16 protein-coding genes are annotated in these 17,836 nt (G+C 43.4%); 10 read left to right on the forward strand and 6 right to left on the reverse strand.

Going from position 1 to position 17,836, the window contains the following annotated elements:
* The first annotated feature begins 42 nt into the window (after positions 1-42).
* From PCC7418_RS13540 to PCC7418_RS13560, 5 genes are all read left to right on the forward strand, one after another.
* The gene (locus tag PCC7418_RS13540) at positions 43-453 is read left to right on the forward strand and encodes a TerB family tellurite resistance protein (RefSeq protein ID WP_015226751.1); all 411 of its coding nucleotides are present in this window, start codon (positions 43-45) and stop codon (positions 451-453) included.
* 33 nt (positions 454-486) lie between these two features.
* Entirely contained in the window at positions 487-1,809 is a 1,323-nt protein-coding gene (locus PCC7418_RS13545) for a four-carbon acid sugar kinase family protein (RefSeq protein WP_015226752.1), read from the forward strand.
* 10 nt (positions 1,810-1,819) lie between these two features.
* Complete coding sequence (locus PCC7418_RS13550; protein ID WP_015226753.1) at positions 1,820-2,158, forward strand: DUF4870 domain-containing protein; 339 nt, start codon at positions 1,820-1,822, stop codon at positions 2,156-2,158.
* A 118-nt stretch (positions 2,159-2,276) separates the two neighbouring features.
* A complete protein-coding gene (locus tag PCC7418_RS13555; RefSeq protein WP_015226754.1) occupies positions 2,277-2,756 on the forward strand; it encodes a Uma2 family endonuclease in 480 nt (159 codons plus the stop codon).
* A 234-nt stretch (positions 2,757-2,990) separates the two neighbouring features.
* Entirely contained in the window at positions 2,991-3,524 is a 534-nt protein-coding gene (locus tag PCC7418_RS13560) for a TM2 domain-containing protein (protein ID WP_015226755.1), read from the forward strand.
* Positions 3,525-3,583: 59 nt separating this feature from the next.
* Here PCC7418_RS13560 and PCC7418_RS13565 read toward each other — a convergent pair whose 3' ends face one another.
* Positions 3,584-3,790 carry a chlorophyll a/b-binding protein gene (locus PCC7418_RS13565; protein WP_015226756.1) on the reverse strand — a complete coding sequence of 69 codons (207 nt, stop codon included), beginning with the start codon at positions 3,788-3,790 and terminating at the stop codon, positions 3,584-3,586.
* 85 nt (positions 3,791-3,875) lie between these two features.
* Between PCC7418_RS13565 and PCC7418_RS13570 the strand changes: the two genes are divergently transcribed.
* The 3 genes from PCC7418_RS13570 (at position 3,876) to ndk (ending at position 6,568) form a co-directional block, all read left to right on the forward strand.
* A complete protein-coding gene (locus PCC7418_RS13570; protein WP_015226757.1) occupies positions 3,876-4,958 on the forward strand; it encodes a dipeptide epimerase in 1,083 nt (360 codons plus the stop codon).
* Entirely contained in the window at positions 4,915-5,964 is a 1,050-nt protein-coding gene (locus tag PCC7418_RS13575; RefSeq protein WP_015226758.1) for a DUF1611 domain-containing protein, read from the forward strand. The genes PCC7418_RS13570 and PCC7418_RS13575 overlap by 44 nt, the downstream gene beginning before the upstream one ends.
* Before the next feature lie 154 nt (positions 5,965-6,118).
* Complete coding sequence (gene ndk / locus PCC7418_RS13580; protein WP_015226759.1) at positions 6,119-6,568, forward strand: nucleoside-diphosphate kinase; 450 nt, start codon at positions 6,119-6,121, stop codon at positions 6,566-6,568.
* Positions 6,569-6,932: 364 nt separating this feature from the next.
* Here ndk and PCC7418_RS13585 read toward each other — a convergent pair whose 3' ends face one another.
* Positions 6,933-8,984 (reverse strand): CocE/NonD family hydrolase, encoded by a 2,052-nt coding sequence (locus PCC7418_RS13585; RefSeq protein ID WP_015226760.1) that lies wholly within the window; start codon positions 8,982-8,984, stop codon positions 6,933-6,935.
* A 162-nt stretch (positions 8,985-9,146) separates the two neighbouring features.
* Between PCC7418_RS13585 and PCC7418_RS13590 the strand changes: the two genes are divergently transcribed.
* Entirely contained in the window at positions 9,147-10,349 is a 1,203-nt protein-coding gene (locus PCC7418_RS13590; protein ID WP_015226761.1) for a GNAT family N-acetyltransferase, read from the forward strand.
* 147 nt (positions 10,350-10,496) lie between these two features.
* On the opposite strand, the gene PCC7418_RS13595 is transcribed toward PCC7418_RS13590, so the two are convergent.
* Together PCC7418_RS13595 and PCC7418_RS13600 are read right to left on the reverse strand one after the other, a co-directional pair.
* Positions 10,497-10,700: a DUF751 family protein gene (locus tag PCC7418_RS13595; protein WP_015226762.1), complete on the reverse strand. Its 204-nt coding sequence runs from the start codon at positions 10,698-10,700 to the stop codon at positions 10,497-10,499.
* 107 nt (positions 10,701-10,807) lie between these two features.
* Entirely contained in the window at positions 10,808-11,806 is a 999-nt protein-coding gene (locus tag PCC7418_RS13600; RefSeq protein ID WP_015226763.1) for a hypothetical protein, read from the reverse strand.
* A gap of 522 nt (positions 11,807-12,328) precedes the next feature.
* Here PCC7418_RS13600 and clpB point away from each other — a divergent pair.
* Entirely contained in the window at positions 12,329-14,950 is a 2,622-nt protein-coding gene (gene clpB / locus PCC7418_RS13605) for an ATP-dependent chaperone ClpB (protein WP_015226764.1), read from the forward strand.
* A gap of 71 nt (positions 14,951-15,021) precedes the next feature.
* On the opposite strand, the gene PCC7418_RS13610 is transcribed toward clpB, so the two are convergent.
* A complete protein-coding gene (locus PCC7418_RS13610) occupies positions 15,022-16,191 on the reverse strand; it encodes a DUF3747 domain-containing protein (RefSeq protein ID WP_015226765.1) in 1,170 nt (389 codons plus the stop codon).
* A gap of 140 nt (positions 16,192-16,331) precedes the next feature.
* Positions 16,332-17,819, reverse strand: coding sequence for a polysaccharide biosynthesis/export family protein (locus PCC7418_RS13615; protein ID WP_015226766.1), 1,488 nt, complete (start codon positions 17,817-17,819; stop codon positions 16,332-16,334).
* Between the last annotated feature and the right edge of the window lie 17 nt (positions 17,820-17,836).

Below are 17,836 nucleotides of genomic sequence, written 5' to 3' on the forward strand. Positions count from 1 at the left end.
CCGCTAAAATCAGGGAGGATTCAATCAGCCCCCTGTGTAACTATGCAACAAGAAGTGGATCATTCCAAACGCTTACTTAAAATCTTAATTGGTGCAGCTTGGATTGATGGTAAATTTTTACCCGAAGAACGTCAGTATTTAATCAAAACCGCAGAGAAACATGAACTCGCTGATGATCCCGAAATTCGGGCTTTACTCTACGAATTAAAAACAGTCCGACCTGAAGAATGTTATCAGTGGTTAGAAGAATACTTTGGAGGATATCCCAGCCAGCAAGCATACGAAGATCTAATCGAAGCCATTAGCGGATTAATTTATAGTGACGGGGAAATGGCAAATGAAGAAGCCAAACTCCTAACGCAAGTGCAGCAATACGATCCAGCAAATACGTCTTCTCTAGATAAAGTGTTAAAAACTGTGCAAAAACTTTATCAGCGTTATGTGACAAGTTAATGTAGTAATGGTATTGCCATGAATTAACAGACCATGACCACGGAATCTAAAATTATAGTCCTTGATGATGACCCCACTGGTTCTCAAACCGTACACAGTTGTTTATTGTTAATGCAGTGGGATGTGGAAACTCTACGCCTTGGACTGCAAGATGACGTTTCTATTTTCTTTGTCTTGACCAATACTCGGGCTTTATCTCCTGAAAATGCAGCGCAGCGATCGCGAGAAGTCTGTCAAAATCTCAAAAAGGCACTGAATGCGGAAAATATCACAGATTTCCTAGTCGTGAGTCGGTCTGACTCTACCTTACGCGGACATTATCCCTTAGAAACCGATGTTATCGCTGAAGAATTAGGTCCCTTTGATGCCCATTTTCTCACCCCTGCCTTTTTTGAAGGGGGACGCATTACCAGAGATAGCATTCACTACATTGTTTCAGATGAGGGAGAAATTCCTGTTCATGAAACTGAATTTGCAAAAGATTCTGTCTTTGGTTACTCCTATAGCTATCTTCCCAATTATGTAGAAGAGAAAACTCATGGCAAAATTAAAGCAGAACAGGTGGAACGTTTTACAATCGCTGAGATCCGTCAGGGATCAAATAAAGACCGATTACTCGCCCTCAAAAATAATCAGTGTGTGGCGGTGGATAGCGAAACGCAAAACGACTTAGATCAGTTCGCATCGGATGTTCTCGCAGCAACCCACGCTGGAAAACGCTTTTTATTCCGCAGTGCAGCCAGTTTATTAACGTCTCTAGCTAAACTGGGACCGCAGCCCATTCCCGCCGAAGAAATGGGACAATATGATGCCACACCAAAGCCAGGGGTGGTTTTAGTAGGGTCTCATGTGAAAAAATCAACCGCCCAACTTTACGCCCTTTTAGAAGAGTCTGGTGTGACAGGAATTGAAGTTGATGTCAAAGCGTTGCGCGATTCTCCAGAAACGAGAGAGGAACAATTAACCGCAGTTCTCAATCAAATTAAAACAACCCACGAACAACAGCAAACTCCCGTTATTTATACCAGTCGGGAAGAATTACAATTTAAAAATACCCAAGAACGTCTTGAGTTTGGGGTGAAAGTTTCTTCCTTTTTGATGGATATTGTGCGCGGACTTCCCCAAGAGATTAGTTTCTTGATTAGTAAAGGGGGCATTACCTCTAATGATGTCTTGAGTGATGGTTTAAACTTACAATCAGCGCGACTTCTAGGACAAATTTTGCCAGGTTGTTCTTTGGTTCGCACCCCAGACAGTCATCCCCAGTTTCCCAGTCTTCCCGTAGTCTTATTCCCTGGCAATGTGGGAGACAATCAAGGGCTAGCTACTGTTTATCGTCGTCTCAATAAACATTAAATTCAAGATCATGGCTGAAGATATCGATAAGCGCAAACTTCTCTCTGCACTTGCCCACGGTTCCATCTTTTTTAGTGCTTTAGTGGTTTCTATTGGCATTCCCATTGTTATTATTCTGATTACGGAAGATGAAATTGCGAAAGAAAACGCAAAAGAAGCTCTGAACTTCCAATTGAATCTATTGATTTATGGAATCATTTTTAGTATTTTAACTTTAGTTTTAATTGGCTGGATACTTTTAGGAATTTTAGGTTTAGTTAATTTGATTATGCCTATTATTGGTATTTTGCAAGTATTGACCAATCCTTATAAGACTTATAAATACCCTTTTATTTTCCGAATTATCTAGAAAGGAGTTCCCAATTTATACGATGCAGTAGGGTGGGCAATGCCCAACCTACTACAATGGTATTCGAGATGGAATTATTATTAATAAGAATTAGCACTGCTATAGAAGAGCCGCTCTTATGAAATGGCAAGAAGTAATTGAACATCCTAGTTTACAAGATTTGCCCTTCAAAATTGAGTTGAATGAATATGGCAAAATTGAAATGAGCCCCGCATCTAATCGTCATGGAAGGCTATGCAATAAGATCAGTTTAATATTCGTTGAGTCTGGGAAAGAGGGAGAGATTTATTTGCGATGTTCAATTGATACCAGAAAAGGGGTAAAAGTTGCAGATGTGGCTTGGAGTTACCCCACTTTTTTTGCAGAATATGGAGAAATGACACCGTTACCAGTTGCACCAGAAATTTGTGTGGAAATTCTTTCTCCCTCTGATTCTGAACGAGAAATGGCAGAAAAAATTGATATTTATTTGGCTAAGGGGGCGCAAGAAGTGTGGCTTTGCGATGATGATGGAAATCTAAGATTTTACGCCCCTCAAGGAAGAATTGAATCATCTTGTATTTTCCCAAATTTCCCAAGAAATATACTCAAAAACTAATTTGGCTTATCAATTTGTAGTTGAGGTTACAATTCAGGAATTGGCTAAGTGCTGAACTCAGCGCATAACTCACTACGCTAAGATGAAAATAAAGCAGAGTTACTGTAATTCCAGTTTTCCACTGATTAAGCTGTTTTAAAATTGAACATTAAGTTTCTTCAGACTGTATTAGCTAAGTTTTGGTAACTGGGATAACGCGAACCTTTAAACTGGAAACCTTGGGAGTGGAAAAAAATGTCTGGTAAAATTGTCCCTCAAAGAAGTTATCCGACAGCGTATGCGTTGTGGTGTTTTTGTTTCCTGTCCGTGTGTGGGATTCACCGCTTATATGCAAGGCGATACTTTTCGGGGTTTTTCTATTTAATTACATTGGGCTTTTTTGGAATTGGTCAATTTCTTGATTTGTTTTTAATTCCTGGCATGATCGATGAAGAAAATTTGAAAATTAAAGCGCTTTACGGATATCAACCGAATGAAGCAAGTTTTTATCAAACACCAGAAAGTATTGTGGTTAATCTACCAAAAAGTAACGCACCGCAAGCGAATCTTGAAAGTAAAGAGAAGAAGCCCTTAACGGATAAAGATGTCGATCGCGCGATTTTAAGAACTTGCAAAGAAACTCAGGGCGCAACCTTAGCTGAAATCTTTCTCGAAGTAGATGAAGAGTACGAAAAAATTGAAAGTCGGGTTCAGTATTTAATGCAAAAGAATCTGCTAACGATCGATAACCGTGCTGATGATGGCGCAGTGATCTACAAGATTAGCTAAGCTCGAAAGTGGTGTCAGATTTGCCAACACCACTTTTTATTAGTTATGTATAGGGTTAACTAAAATTGACCGAAGAGTCCGTGTCCAGTTGCAACTTCTAAAATTAGTAAAGAAACAAATCCGATCATGGCTAAACGACCGTTAAGGCGTTCTGCATATTCAGTAAAACCAGCGCGGGATTCTTCCTGCACATAAACATCAGGTTCTACTGCAAAGTTGTTCATTTTGCCTTGATCGTCAACAATAGAGCCTTTTCCTGTAGTCATTAATTTAATCCTTTTTCATACAACCTAGAATCCACTATAGCTGATAAGTTAAGTTTTGTAAAGAGATTTAACAAAAAATTTACAAATGAAGCTCACTGCTGAACCGTTTACGGTGCAAAAACGCTTTCCCTTGACCATTTCTCGGGGAACAACCAGTACAACTACTAATCTCTGGGTAAAAATTGAAGCGGAAGGGATTGAAGGCTGGGGAGAGGCTGTTCCCTTTTCCATTGGTGGCGGGGTGAGACAAACTACCGCAGATTTACAGCAACAGTTACAGGCTGTGATTCCCCTGTTACAAGAAATGACTCCTCTGGCGCGATCGCGCATTCAATCTCAACTCAAAACCGCCAAGATTTCTTCTGCAATTCGCAGCGCGATCGATGTTGCTTGTTACGACTGGCTCGGAAAACGCACTGGACTTCCGGTTTGGCAAATTTTAGGACTAGCTCCTGATAGTGTTCCCATTTCCGTTACCGTTGGGATTAGTTCCCCGAAAGACGGCAAAAAACGCTTAGAAAACTGGCAAAGCATTACGGGCGGGAAACGGATTAAAGTAAAATTGGGCAGTCCAGAAGGCTTAGACGCGGATCAAAGACTCTTCCAAACTCTATATGACAATGCACCTCATGCCAAATTTACCATTGATGCTAATGGGGGATGGAGGCTAGAGCAAGCGATCACCATGAGTTACTGGTTAGCCAACTATAATGTTGATTATATTGAACAACCGCTTCCTGTGACTGCTGACGAAAAACTCCCTCTTTTGGCTAAGGAATCTCCCTTACCGATTTTTGCTGATGAAAGTTGTTTCACCAGTGAAGATATTCCCCGACTGGCTGAGTTAAAGGTGCAAGGGATTAATATTAAGCTGATGAAAGCGGGTAGCCTCACCGAAGTTTTGAAAATGGTTTACACCGCTCAAGCCTGTGGGTTACAAGTGATGTATGGTTGTTACTCTGACAGCGCGATCGCGAATACAGCAATGGCACATCTTGGCAGTTTAGCCGATTACCTCGACTTAGACAGTCATCTCAATCTCAAAGATGATCCCTTTGAGGGTGCAGTTTTAAACAACGGATATTTACAACCCAACACCTCACCTGGACTAGGACTGACGTATCATGCAGCTAACACCAGACCATCGAGTGGCGATTTTACTCCATGAAGGGATTCGTGGGGAACATGGCAAAACCGGCTTAACTTTCTTAAGATATAGCGAAGCAGCGATCGCGGCGATTATTGATCAGCAATGTGTGGGGGAATCCTTAGCGGATCTCAGAGGAATCCAACGTGATGTTCCGATTGTAGAAAATGTCAGTGCTGCCCTTACTTATCATCCAGATGTGTTATTAATTGGAATTGCCCCCTCTGGTGGACAACTCCCCCTTGCTTGGCAAGAAGAGATCAAACAAGCTGTCAAAGCAGGGGTATCGTTAGTTAATGGCTTACATACTCCCATCCGTTCTCTATTTACAGAAGAATTAACATTACAATCAGGTCAATGGATATGGGATGTAAGAGAAGAACCCACTGGGCTAGGAATTGGCAGTGGTAAAGCAAGATTCTTGTCTTGTCAGAGAATTTTAACCGTGGGGACAGATATGTCTATTGGCAAAATGTCCACCAGTTTAGAATTAGTGAAACTTGCCCAACAACAAGGCTATCGCACCAAATTTCTCGCCACTGGACAAGGGGGAATGATGCTGAGTGGTGGGGGGATTCCTTTAGATGCAATCCGCGTTGATTTTGCTGCGGGTGCGGTGGAAAAACTGGTCTTAGATGCAGGAGATACCGATTATGACTGGTTATTTGTGGAAGGACAAGGCTCACTCCTTCATCCTGGTTCAACTGCCGTCTTACCTTTGTTACGAGGAAGTCAACCGACAGACTTAATTCTAGTCCATCGCGCCAGACAAACTGCAATTAAAAACTTTCCAGATATCAAAATTCCTCCTCTCACGGAGATCATCAAACTCTACGAAATGCTAGCGAGTGGTGCAGGTGCATTCGGTAAGGTAAAAGTCAGAGGTATTGCTTTAAATACCTTTGAACTGGATGATGAAAGTGCAAAACAAGAAATTGCGAAAGTGTCTGAGGAAACAGGTTTACCTTGTAACGATGTGATTCGTTTTTCAGGAGAAAACTTATTTTCAGCGTTAGTTTCATATTAAGCGATTATTGTTTATCGTAGATCAGGCTAAGTATTGCCCACCCTACCTTGCGTCTCGTCACGATAAAGTTTAACCCTCAAAGCTAACCACAGCACCCCAAAATGATATAACCTGTCTTTGGTGTATCGTTTTGTTAAGAGATAAGGAGATCATCTTGGAACGCACATTTATCATGATTAAGCCCGATGGCGTGCAACGTGGCTTAACGGGAGAAATTATTCAACGCCTTGAACAAAAAGGGTTTAACCTCGTGGGGATGAAACTGATGAGCGTCTCTCGGGAACTGGCGGAAAAACACTATGATGTTCATAAAGATAAGCCCTTCTTTACTAACTTAGTTGAGTTTATTATTTCCGCCCCAGTTGTTGCCATGGTTTGGGAAGGGGAAGGTGTGGTTGCTTCCGCCAGAAAGATTATTGGCGCGACCAACCCCCTCAGTGCTGAACCTGGAACCATTCGTGGTGATTATGGCATTAGTATCGGACGCAATTTAATTCATGGTTCAGATGCTGTGGAAACCGCACAACGAGAAATTGCACTCTGGTTTGAAGAAACTGAACTCACCAGTTGGGAATCCGCTTTAAAAGGCTGGATCTACGAATAATTTAAGGTGAGTGTTTGTTCCCCCTTCCCCAGTTTTTTAGGAGGAGGGGATTTTTTTGATCTTATATAGCACTACTCATTCGGGTGTTTGACAGATGAAAATCCACCTCATTGATCGGGAAAAGGGTCAAGGGACAGGGGGAAAGGTGTTTGAATGGAAAATTAGAGAGCAATGAAAACACAGAATTAACCTTGCCCTTTTCAAGTAGCACTATAAGTCTTGGTCAGCTAAGAAGAAAAAGCAAAGCAACGTCTCTTTAGGAGGGGCTGTGTGCTATAGGTGAAGCCGTGCCAAAGGCTATTCATGTCAGCACGCTGAAAGCTGGGTAGCGTTGCCTAGGGCGACGCTTAGAATCCTCATCGATTTATCGTGAGGAGAAGTCAACTTTTAGCAATTCTGTTCCCTCCCGTGGCACTTTACGATCCCAGCTTTGAGAATACACTCGTTGATCGCCTTCATAGGCATCGAGAGTGGCATCAATGTAATAGTAAGACTCATCAGACCTTAAGACAGTGCTGGTTACTGTTTTCACTGACCAACCTTCTCGCTCAAAGGTACGCAAACAATAGGTTTCACCGCGAGCCGAGTTGAAATCATTATCCCAGAAGGTGTACCACTCTTTCGTTTGCCAACCCACCTTTAAGTTAATATCTTCAAGATAATATTTGCCTTCATCTTTAATCACTTCTAAAGTGGACTCATCTTTGGCTAAATCTCGAATCACCGTCCAGCGTAGATCCGCAGGCTCGATCATTGTCTTGATGATGGGAGGAGCGCCCTCTGCTTCTTCAAAAGGCGGGAGGTGTTGATCGCTTTCACGAGGTTTGCGAGTGGGAAGGATCAATGAGCTATTACCTGTATAAATGGTTAAGCGGGTTGATTTGGGAGGAATCCAAGCCAGGGGCCAATAAGAAGTGGAAATAGAAATTCGCAAGCGATGCCCTTTCGGGAAACGTTGTGCAATATCATTCAGTTGCACACGGATGCGATATCGTTTCCCAGGTTCTAAGAGTTCTGGGGTTTCGTTACTATTACGATGAGTTAAGTTCAGTAATCCATAGGTGACTCGGGTTGCATTATCATCAGGGGCAACATCAGAAAGGCGTACCGCAATCATGGCGACAGGTTGGTTTGAGGATAATTCTAAATCCACCACAGGTGCGCCCAAGATTTCTAATGGTTCTTCCAGAAAATCGCTATCAAATACCAAAGATCCGCCATCTTCCTCTCGTTGGTCGTGGGGTAAGTCGGGTGGCGCACTGTAAGAACACCATTTTCCCGCAAATAAGCCCACACTCAACGGAGATTGAATCGTTAATTCATTCTTCGCAACTTTTTCCCCTGGGGCTGCAATTTGACACGATCCAAGGGGATAAACTTGCTCTTGAATATAAGAAGAGGGCCATTCAGCTTCGGCAACCCAACGACCAGGACGAATTTTATATTTACTCGTTGGTGGGACACTTTCTTGCATCCAAACCCGCAACATTGGTTCATCCATAATCTTGGTTTCAATCCCTTTTAGCCATTTATCCCACCAACGGAGAGCTTCCTGCAAAAATCCGATCGCGGGACCGGGTGTTCCCATGTGCGGATACTTATGACTCCAGGGTCCAATTAAGCCCATCCGTGGTACTTTCAAATTGGCAAGCAACCGAAAAACCGCATTAGAATAGCCATCCGCCCAACCACTCACTGTCATAATCGGGCATTGAATCGCCTCAAAATCTTCGCAAACCGAGCCATGTTTCCAGTAATCATCGCGGTTGGGGTGACTTAACCAGGTTTCGAGCCAGAGACCGCTTCCTTTCAGCCGTTCTAGCCACATTTCCCGCCATTTTTCCCCCACTACCTCTGGATCTGGCGGACAAGAATTATACGCAAACATCACAGAAGCCCAAGACAGATTATCCCCCAGTAAGCAACCGCCCATGTAATGCACATCATCGGAATAGCGGTCATCCGTTGAACAGAGGCTAATCACCGCTTTCAGTTGAGGTGGGCGACGCGCTGCAATTTGGAGTCCATTAAAGCCCCCCCAAGAAATCCCAATCATTCCCACCGCACCATTACACCACGGTTGTTGTTCTAGCCACTGTAAAATTTCGATGCCATCGTCTTGTTCTTGCTGAAGATACTCATCGGTCAGCACCCCATCAGAATCGCCACTTCCGCGAATATCAACGCGAACACAGGCATAACCATGACCCGCAAAATAGGGATGAGTTCGGGCATCTCGCTCGATGGTATGGTCGCGTTTGCGATAAGGGATATATTCTAAAATAGCAGGAACTGGGTTTTCCTCTGCTCCCTCTGGTAGCCAAACCCGAGCAGCTAAACGACAACCATCGCTCAGGGGAATCCAAATGTTTTCAATTTCTTTGACCGGATAGGGAAAGGATGTGACAGTCTTCAACGGGCAGTCTCCTCCACTAGGCGCGATTCCGATATATTATATAGTGTTTTTTTCTGAGTTGGGGGTGATTGAGAGAGGGAGAACCAACGACCAATGACTAATGACCAATGACTAATAACAAAATTGCTACCCTGTGTTTAAAGATTACCTCAACGCTTGGACATGATTGGCAACCCTGATCTCACCGCTCAATATACAATTCGTTGGCAAGAACAAATTAAAAATATTCCCCAAGCCCAATGGGATGATTTAGCCTTACCCCTGGCAACGCCGTTTTTAGAGTGGGAATGGTTGCATACCCTAGAAAAATCGGGTAGCGTTAGCCCTCGTCGGGGTTGGCAACCCTGTCATTTAACCATTTGGAAAGCTCGGACATTAGTGGCTGCTGCACCCTTGTATTTGAAAGGGCATAGTTATGGCGAGTTTGTTTTTGATCAACAATGGGCAAACCTTGCTTATCGTTTGGGGATTGATTATTATCCGAAACTCATTGGCGTGACACCGTTAACCCCTGCAGTTGGCTATCGGTTTTTAATTTCTCCTGATGAAGATGAGGCAATGTTGACAGAACTGATGGTTCATGCTATAGATGAATTCTGCGATCGCGAGAAGATTGCGGGTTGTCATTTTCTCTTCGTTGATCCCGACTGGAAACCTTTATTAGAAAACTGTGGTTTTCGCGCTTGGCAACATCACAGCTATATATGGGAAAATGGCGGTCTCAGTAATTTTGATGATTATTTAAAACTCTTTAATGCCAATCAACGGCGGAATATTAAACGAGAACGCAAGAAAGTTGAAAAAGCAGGTTTAGAAATGAAAGTTCACGCTGGAGAAGATATTCCCCATTGGATGTTTCCCCTCATTTATCAGTTTTATAGCAGGACTTGTGACCAATTTTTTGGCATGAGTAAATATCTCAATCGAAAGTTTTTTGAGCAACTGTATCCCAATTATGCCCATCGGGTTGTTGTTTTTGCTGCTTATACTGAAGATAATCGTCATCCCGTGGGTTTATCTTTTTGTTTGCGAAAAGGTGAGAATTTATATGGACGGTATTGGGGATGTTTTGAAGAGTTTGATTGCTTACATTTTGAAGCCTGTTATTATCAACCGATTGAGTGGTCAATTAGCCAGGGAATAAAAATGTTTGATCCAGGTGCTGGCGGTCGTCATAAGCGCAGACGGGGGTTTCCCGCCAAAGTTAACTATAGTTTACATCGTTTTTATCATCAACGAATGAGCCAAATTTTGAATGCTTATATTGATGAAATTAATGAGATGGAACAAGCAGAAATTGAAGCAATTAATCAAGATTTACCCTTTACGAAAAAAGAGATTGAACTGGATCCCAATCGGGTTTGATTTAGTCATTAGTCATTGGTCATTCGTCATTGGAATCTTAGACAATTGATAAGGATCAGAGAGAAGGCAGAAATGATTTCTTTCCTCCTTTTTTTGGATACACCAACAACAGATGACAAGTGACCAATGACAAGTGACCATAAAGGGTTATAACGTCGTATATCCCAGCATTCCTCGTAAGGTGAAGAAAACAAGGAAAAAGCCACTGACGAGAATGCCAATTAAAGCGGTTGCTGTGACAGGACGATTAAAAAGCGGTTTTAAGCGTTCAAAAAGGGCAAAGAAAATCCCTAAGCTAAAACTAATCAGATAACGGGGATAGCGAGAAACATTCTGGAAAAACTCTTGCATGACTCAATCAACCAATGAATACTTTATCCCCTATTTTAATCAGAGCGCAATGAGTACAGACAGACAGCTAAAAGGAGGAACTAGTTTAGCCCTCCCACTCAGGTATCTTATTCTTCATTCTCTTGCTTAATCTTTGCTGCTTTCTTGTGCTTGTAATACCGATAGAGACCATAGGCACCTGCAATCACTATTCCGAAACTGGTTTCTGCTTCAAAGGGAACTCTTCTATATTCAGAATAGACAATTGTACTAATGCCACCACTAGAACTGAAGGATATATCGACACTATCCAAGAGTTTGTCTTCATTATTCTGATTTGTTAGTGCATTTGTGATATCTACTGTTGTAAGATCATTCTCGTCAGGAGCATCAAAGGATACTGTTTGGTTAGTTCCATCTCTGAAATTGAATACAAAATCTCCACTAGCATCATCAACAAATGTAATGCTACCAATTCTTGCTCGAATGAAATCAGTTTGGGTTGTCTGAAAGTCTAAAGTGAGGGTTCCGCCAGCACCTACATCATCAGGCTCTCCATCGCCAACATTTTCTTCGAGAATCAAGAGATTTCCTTGAAGTTCAGTAGTGTAATTAATATTGGGATCTGAATTATTTGGGTCTTCAGGGCTGCTGCCGGCATCGGGGTTGAAACCTGTGCCAGTGGCTAGATCATTATCTCCATTGCCATTACCATTTTCATTTTCACAGGAAACAGTTGCTGCTGGGGTATTGTTACTGGAACCGCCGTCAGGAGTACAGTTGGAGTTAAAAAGCCCAACTGTACCAAGACCACCACCGGGAGCAGTTGCTGTAATGGTCAAGCCAGCTTGTTGATAAATTAAACCAACATTATTGTTTGTCGTTGAAACAGTCTCATTGCCGATAGTACCATCAATATCAAGGCTTTGCCCAGAATCATCGAGAGTATTTGCATTGAGAGAATTTCCACTTAAGTCTGTCTCAAAATCTAAGATCACTGTTCCATCTGTTTCTTCTGGAAAGAGAGTATCTTGTTTGGGTAGCCCTTGGGTAGGTAAAACATTGAACCCAAACACAACCAGCGTTGCGCTTGCGATGGGTGCAATAAGCTGTTGGAGATTTTTCATAAGAGATAAGGATAGATCTGACTTCATATTGAGCAAACGCAGGTGCAATCACCTTGCAATCTCAGAAAGAATTTTATTTGTATAAATTAGAAACAGAAGAGTCAAATTGAGGATAGCCACTGCTCCTCTGCTGGATTAATAATAAAGGTTTCTCTTGATGTTTTCTATTTGGAGTTACTATAGCTTACGCTGTTGTCTTTAAAAGAGCCTAACTTTTTCAGAAAAATCAGGAATGCCACTATTTCTACTGAAAAGGGACAGACTCATCATATCTCATTTGTTCCAAAAATGCACGTATTTTATGAGATAAAAATCAGGCAATTATGCTTTAAATCTTAAACATGAGTGATTGCTTGTCAATAAGAGAGGGTATTTGAATGCTTATCACTTCATGATAGGGAAACCCTACTTGCTAGGGCTGGTTTTCAACCCGAGATTTTCCGTAGAACTCACTAAGATCGATAAGTAAGTGAGCTATAAGCAGAAAGATTAATCAAACCTTTAATTTGGGAGGTAGAAGCGATGCAACCAACAAACCCCAATCAATTTACCGAAAAAACCTGGGAAGCCATTGTTAGGCTGCCAGATTTAGCCAAACAAAACCAACAGCAACAGATTGAAAGTGAACATTTAATGAAATCGCTGTTGGAACAAGATGGCTTAGCGAGTAGTGTCTTTAGTAAGGCGGATGTTAGTGTCCAACGATTGCGCGATCGCGCAGATGAATTTATCAATAAACAACCGAAAATTTCTAACACAGGCGGATCAATTTATCTCGGACGCAGTTTAGATTCTCTCTTTGATCGCGCGGAAAATTATCGCAAAAAGTTTGAAGATGAGTATATCTCCATTGAACATCTGCTGCTTGCATTTGCCCAAGATGATCGCTTTGGAAAAGCCCTCTATAAAGAATTTGGACTGACTGAGGAGAAACTAAAAGCTGTGATTCAAGATATTCGCGGATCGCAAAAAGTCACGGATCAAAACCCAGAAGGAAAATATGAAGCCCTGGAAAAATATGGGCGCGATTTAACCCAATGGGCGCGGGAAGGGAAATTGGATCCGGTCATTGGGCGGGATGACGAGATCCGACGAACCGTACAGATTTTATCACGACGGACGAAAAATAATCCCGTTCTCATTGGGGAACCCGGTGTCGGAAAAACTGCCATTGTGGAAGGGTTGGCGCAACGGATTGTCAGTCGGGATGTGCCAGAATCCTTGCGCGATCGGAAACTCATTGCCCTGGATATGGGCGCGTTAGTCGCTGGGGCAAAATATCGCGGTGAGTTTGAAGAACGCCTAAAAGCGGTGTTAAAAGAGGTCACCGACGCGGAAGGACAAATCATCATGTTTATTGATGAGATTCACACCGTTGTTGGTGCTGGTGCAACTCAAGGCGCGATGGATGCGGGAAACCTACTCAAGCCCATGTTAGCTCGGGGTGAACTGCGCTGTATTGGCGCGACCACGTTAGATGAATACCGTCAACACATCGAGAAAGATGCAGCGTTAGAACGTCGTTTCCAAGCGGTTTATGTGGATGAACCGAATGTGACTGATACCATTTCCATTCTGCGGGGTTTGAAAGAACGCTATGAAGTCCACCACGGGGTTAAAATCTCGGATCGCTGTCTGGTGGCTGCTGCGATGTTGTCGGATCGCTATATCAGCGATCGGTTTTTACCCGATAAAGCCATTGATTTGGTGGATGAATCCGCAGCGAAGTTAAAAATGGAAATTACCTCGAAACCCGAGGAATTAGACGAAATCGACCGTAAAATCCTGCAATTGGAAATGGAACGGTTATCGCTGCAAAAAGAAGACGATACCGCCTCTCAAGAACGTTTAGAAACTCTAGAAAAAGAACTGGCGGATCTCAAAGAAGAACAAGATGAACTGAACGCCCAATGGCAAGCGGAAAAAGAAGTTATTGATCAGATTCGTAGCATCAAAGAAACGATTGATCAGGTTAATCTCGAAATCCAACAAGCGGAACGAGATTATGACCTCAATCGCGCTGCGGAACTGCGGTATGGTCGCTTAACGGAACTGCAACGGCAACGTCAAGAAGCAGAAAGCAAACTGGAAGAAATGCAAAGCAGCGGACACACTCTATTGCGGGAAGAAGTTGCAGAAGCAGACGTTGCGGAAATTATTTCTAAGTGGACGGGGATTCCCATCAGTAAATTGATGTCATCGGAGAAAGAAAAACTCTTACACCTCGAAGATGAACTCCACGATCGCGTTGTGGGACAAGAAGAAGCGGTGCGGGCTGTTTCCGAAGCCATCCAACGATCGCGCGCTGGTTTATCTGATCCCAATCGTCCCACTGCTAGCTTCATTTTCCTCGGTCCCACTGGCGTAGGTAAAACCGAGTTAGCGAAAGCCCTCGCCTCTAACTTGTTTGATACGGAAACCGCCTTAGTCCGTGTGGATATGTCGGAATACATGGAAAAACACGCTGTTTCTCGCCTCATAGGTGCGCCTCCAGGTTACGTGGGTTATGAAGAAGGAGGACAACTCACTGAACCCATCCGCCGTCGTCCTTATTCTGTGATTCTCTTTGATGAAATTGAGAAAGCGCACCCCGATGTGTTTAACATCATGTTGCAAATCTTAGATGATGGTCGCCTGACCGATTCTCAAGGGCGTGTGGTGGACTTCAAAAACACCATTATCATCATGACCAGTAACATCGGTTCCGATCTCATTCTCGATGTTGCTGGCGATGATTCTCGCTATGACGAAATGTATAATCGCGTCATGGGCGCAATGCGAGAAAACTTCCGTCCAGAGTTTCTCAACCGCATTGATGAGATTATTATCTTCCATGCCTTACAGCGCGATCAATTACGGAATATCGTCAAACTGCAAACGCAATATCTCGAAGATCGTCTCAGCGAACAAAAACTCTCGCTAAAACTCTCCCAAGAAGCCTTAGATTTCCTTGCCGATATTGGCTACGATCCCGTTTATGGCGCACGTCCCTTAAAACGGGCTGTACAGCGTTATGTGGAAACGCCGATCGCGAAATCTTTACTCAAAGGCGAATTTAGCGAAGGAGATACTCTTTTTGCTGATGTTGCTGATGAACGCTTGACCTTTAAGCGTTTACCGGCGGAAATGTTGACCAATAGTTAACTCCACCCAAACACATAGTAGGGGAAAACCAGAGTTCGCCCCTACTCTAATAATTTTGCGATTGGAAGGGATTAATTCTGGCTTAAAGTCTCTGTTCCTTTCACACAATCCAACATTCTCACTGTTGCAGCAGCAGCATAGTTCCGCTTCGCAGCTTGATCTGGGGCAAAATTCGTTCCCACTTCATTCAACGGAGAGGCAACCCCACAATAAGCAGACATTTCACTTACTAAATTAGCAGCCCAATGGTTACTGGTATCACCGAAATTAAGAGCAGTTTGTGTATTAGGTAGTTCTCCCATTTGGCCCAATTGATTACGAGCATATTGAGCCACTTTTCGTTCCACAGCAATTAATTCCGCACGAGTTACGGGCTGTGTCGGACGGAAACTACCATCAGGATATCCACTGACAATATCATTTTCTTTGGCCCATTGAATTTTTCCTGCACTCCAACGTCCTGCAGCCACATCAGGATAGGGAGAAGTGCTTGCTTGGTCGGAAACCATGATCTCCAGTTCTGGAATTGCTTTTAAGGCCTCAATGGCAATGGAAACAAGCTGTTCTCGGGTCAATTCTGCTTCTGGGCGGAAAGTATTATCTTCTTTAAATCCAGAGACAAAACCCAGATTAACTGCAGTGGCAATTTCTTCGCGATAGATATCATTACGAATATCAGCAAAAGGCAAATCAAGAGGTTGTTCACCCGTAGTTTTTGCTAAATAAATATGACCGAGGGTTCGATCTTCATAAGTCCGTTTGGCAAAATTCCACTGCGGTTCTAATTGAATTTTCAAATACCCATCAGCGAGACCATTGGTTCGTCCCACAATAATTTCTTCTCCCTGATTATTACGGGGCGTTCCCACTAAGAGTAGTTCATTATCCCGTTCCACAAGCCGTAAAAGATAATTTAAGCCGTAGTCTTGTCCGTCAACACGGATCGAGTAGCCATTGCTGTCTGTCGCCCGACCGCAAATGCCAGTAAAATCAAAATTACTTAATAGGGGATCAATGACCACGGGATTAGAACCACTTTCGCTCCAACACGCCCGTTGATCGGATTTCTGTTCGATAATGAGGAGATTATAATTATCATCTCCAAAGGGAGCAGCCACTGCGACGTAATCGTTTTGAGGTACTTCTCTCGCGCCAAAGTTCTGAGCTTGACTGGGTTGAAATGTTAGCAGTGTAATGAGAGCCGTTGCTGTGGTTAAAGCTGTAAATTGTTTGAAACGCATAGGTGCAAATGTTTAAGATAGCGTGATGAAATTGCGTGCTGTGAAGTTGATGTGTCCCGCAATTCTCTGATGAGTTTGGGATCGTGCTGATTGTACCTTGTTTTCTTGATCACTGGTTTGAAAACCCCTGATAACTGTCATTAATTATTGCCAAAGAAGATATCAAAGAAACGAATCCCCTGGAAGATGGTCGATACGGGCTGTAGGATCGTCCCCACCGTATCGCCAACCGCAGCTAGGGTGGAACGTTCCACCACAATCACATCATTATTACGCAGCGTCGGATTACTTTCAGCATCAATGCCCGCATTGAGATCAACTTCATATTCCCGACGAGTAACCGTCCCATTGGGGTTCAAGCGTACTAGTTCGATTTCTCCTTTATCCGCTCGGTCATTAAAGCCTCCTGCTGCCAAAATCGCTTGATTGAGAGGCGTATTCGCAGGAAGTTCTAAAGTTCCCGAACGTTTGGTTTCACCGAGAACATTGACGCGAATAGTTTGGGGAGAAAAACTAGCGGATGCGAGGGCTTCGGCTTCAGTCGGATTAACTTTTGTTGCTTTGGGAACAACAACGGTATCTCCTGGTTGCAGGAGAACATCTTCACTGACCTTTCCCTCTTGCAATAATTCCCATAAGTTCGCCGAAAGAATTTTGTCGCCTCCATTGCGAGTGCTGCGCTCCACTCTAATATTGCGAATATCCGAGAGATTGGTAATTCCTCCTGCTGCTTGGATGGCTTGAGTTACAGTTGGTGGTGATCCTGAGTCGCCCCCTGAAACTTGATGAGAGCCAGGACGGGAGACTTCTCCCACAACAGCAACCTCCACTGCTTGAGAGACTGGCGCGATCGCGCTTTGAGAAAGCAACCGCGTTTCTCGGGGATTGTTGTTGCTCACTGTTGGAATGACAATCCGATCTCCATCTCGCAGCGTCACGTCTTGGATAATTTGTCCATCTTCTACCAGTTTCCAGAGGTTCACATTGAGCACATAGGGCTCTCCACGATAAACCCGATGCAGTTTCACTTGTCGAACATTTGCCGATCGCGTAATCCCTCCCGCTTGTTTAATCGCTTCTGTGATGGGAGGAAACTGTTGTCCTCCACCACTACTCAAATCATAAGAGCCAGGACGATTGACTTCTCCCGCGATCGCCACCCGTACTGGTCGCGGTTGCGCCAAGCTAAGAGAAACAATGGGACGCTGTAAAATGGGCGTATAGCGCTGGGTAATCAACTCATTAGCTTGTGGAATGGTTAACCCCTGAACATCAACACTGCCAACAATGGGTAAGTTAATTCTTCCGTCAACCGAAATACGATACTGCCCACTATATTCAGGAATATTAAAAATATTAATGCTAATGCTGTCTCCTGGCCCTAGGGTGTAAGGGGTTTCTTGATAGCGAAAAGGTGCGTCTGAGGTCTCAGCAGGAATAGGTTCCGACTCAGGAGAAGGTTGTTGTAATTGTAAAGGAATTTGTGCTTGGGCTGGTATTGCTGATCCGACATACCCACTAATCAGTGTGGTCAAAGCAACCATTAACCAGCGAGAAGAGACTTGAGGCAAGTCAGGGAGTCGAGTGTCCTGTTTCTGTAGAGCCTGATCATTTTGAGTAATAACCATAAAATTTTTTCCGATCC

The sequence above is a fragment of the Halothece sp. PCC 7418 genome (assembly GCF_000317635.1).
Lineage (GTDB): Bacteria > Cyanobacteriota > Cyanobacteriia > Cyanobacteriales > Rubidibacteraceae > Halothece.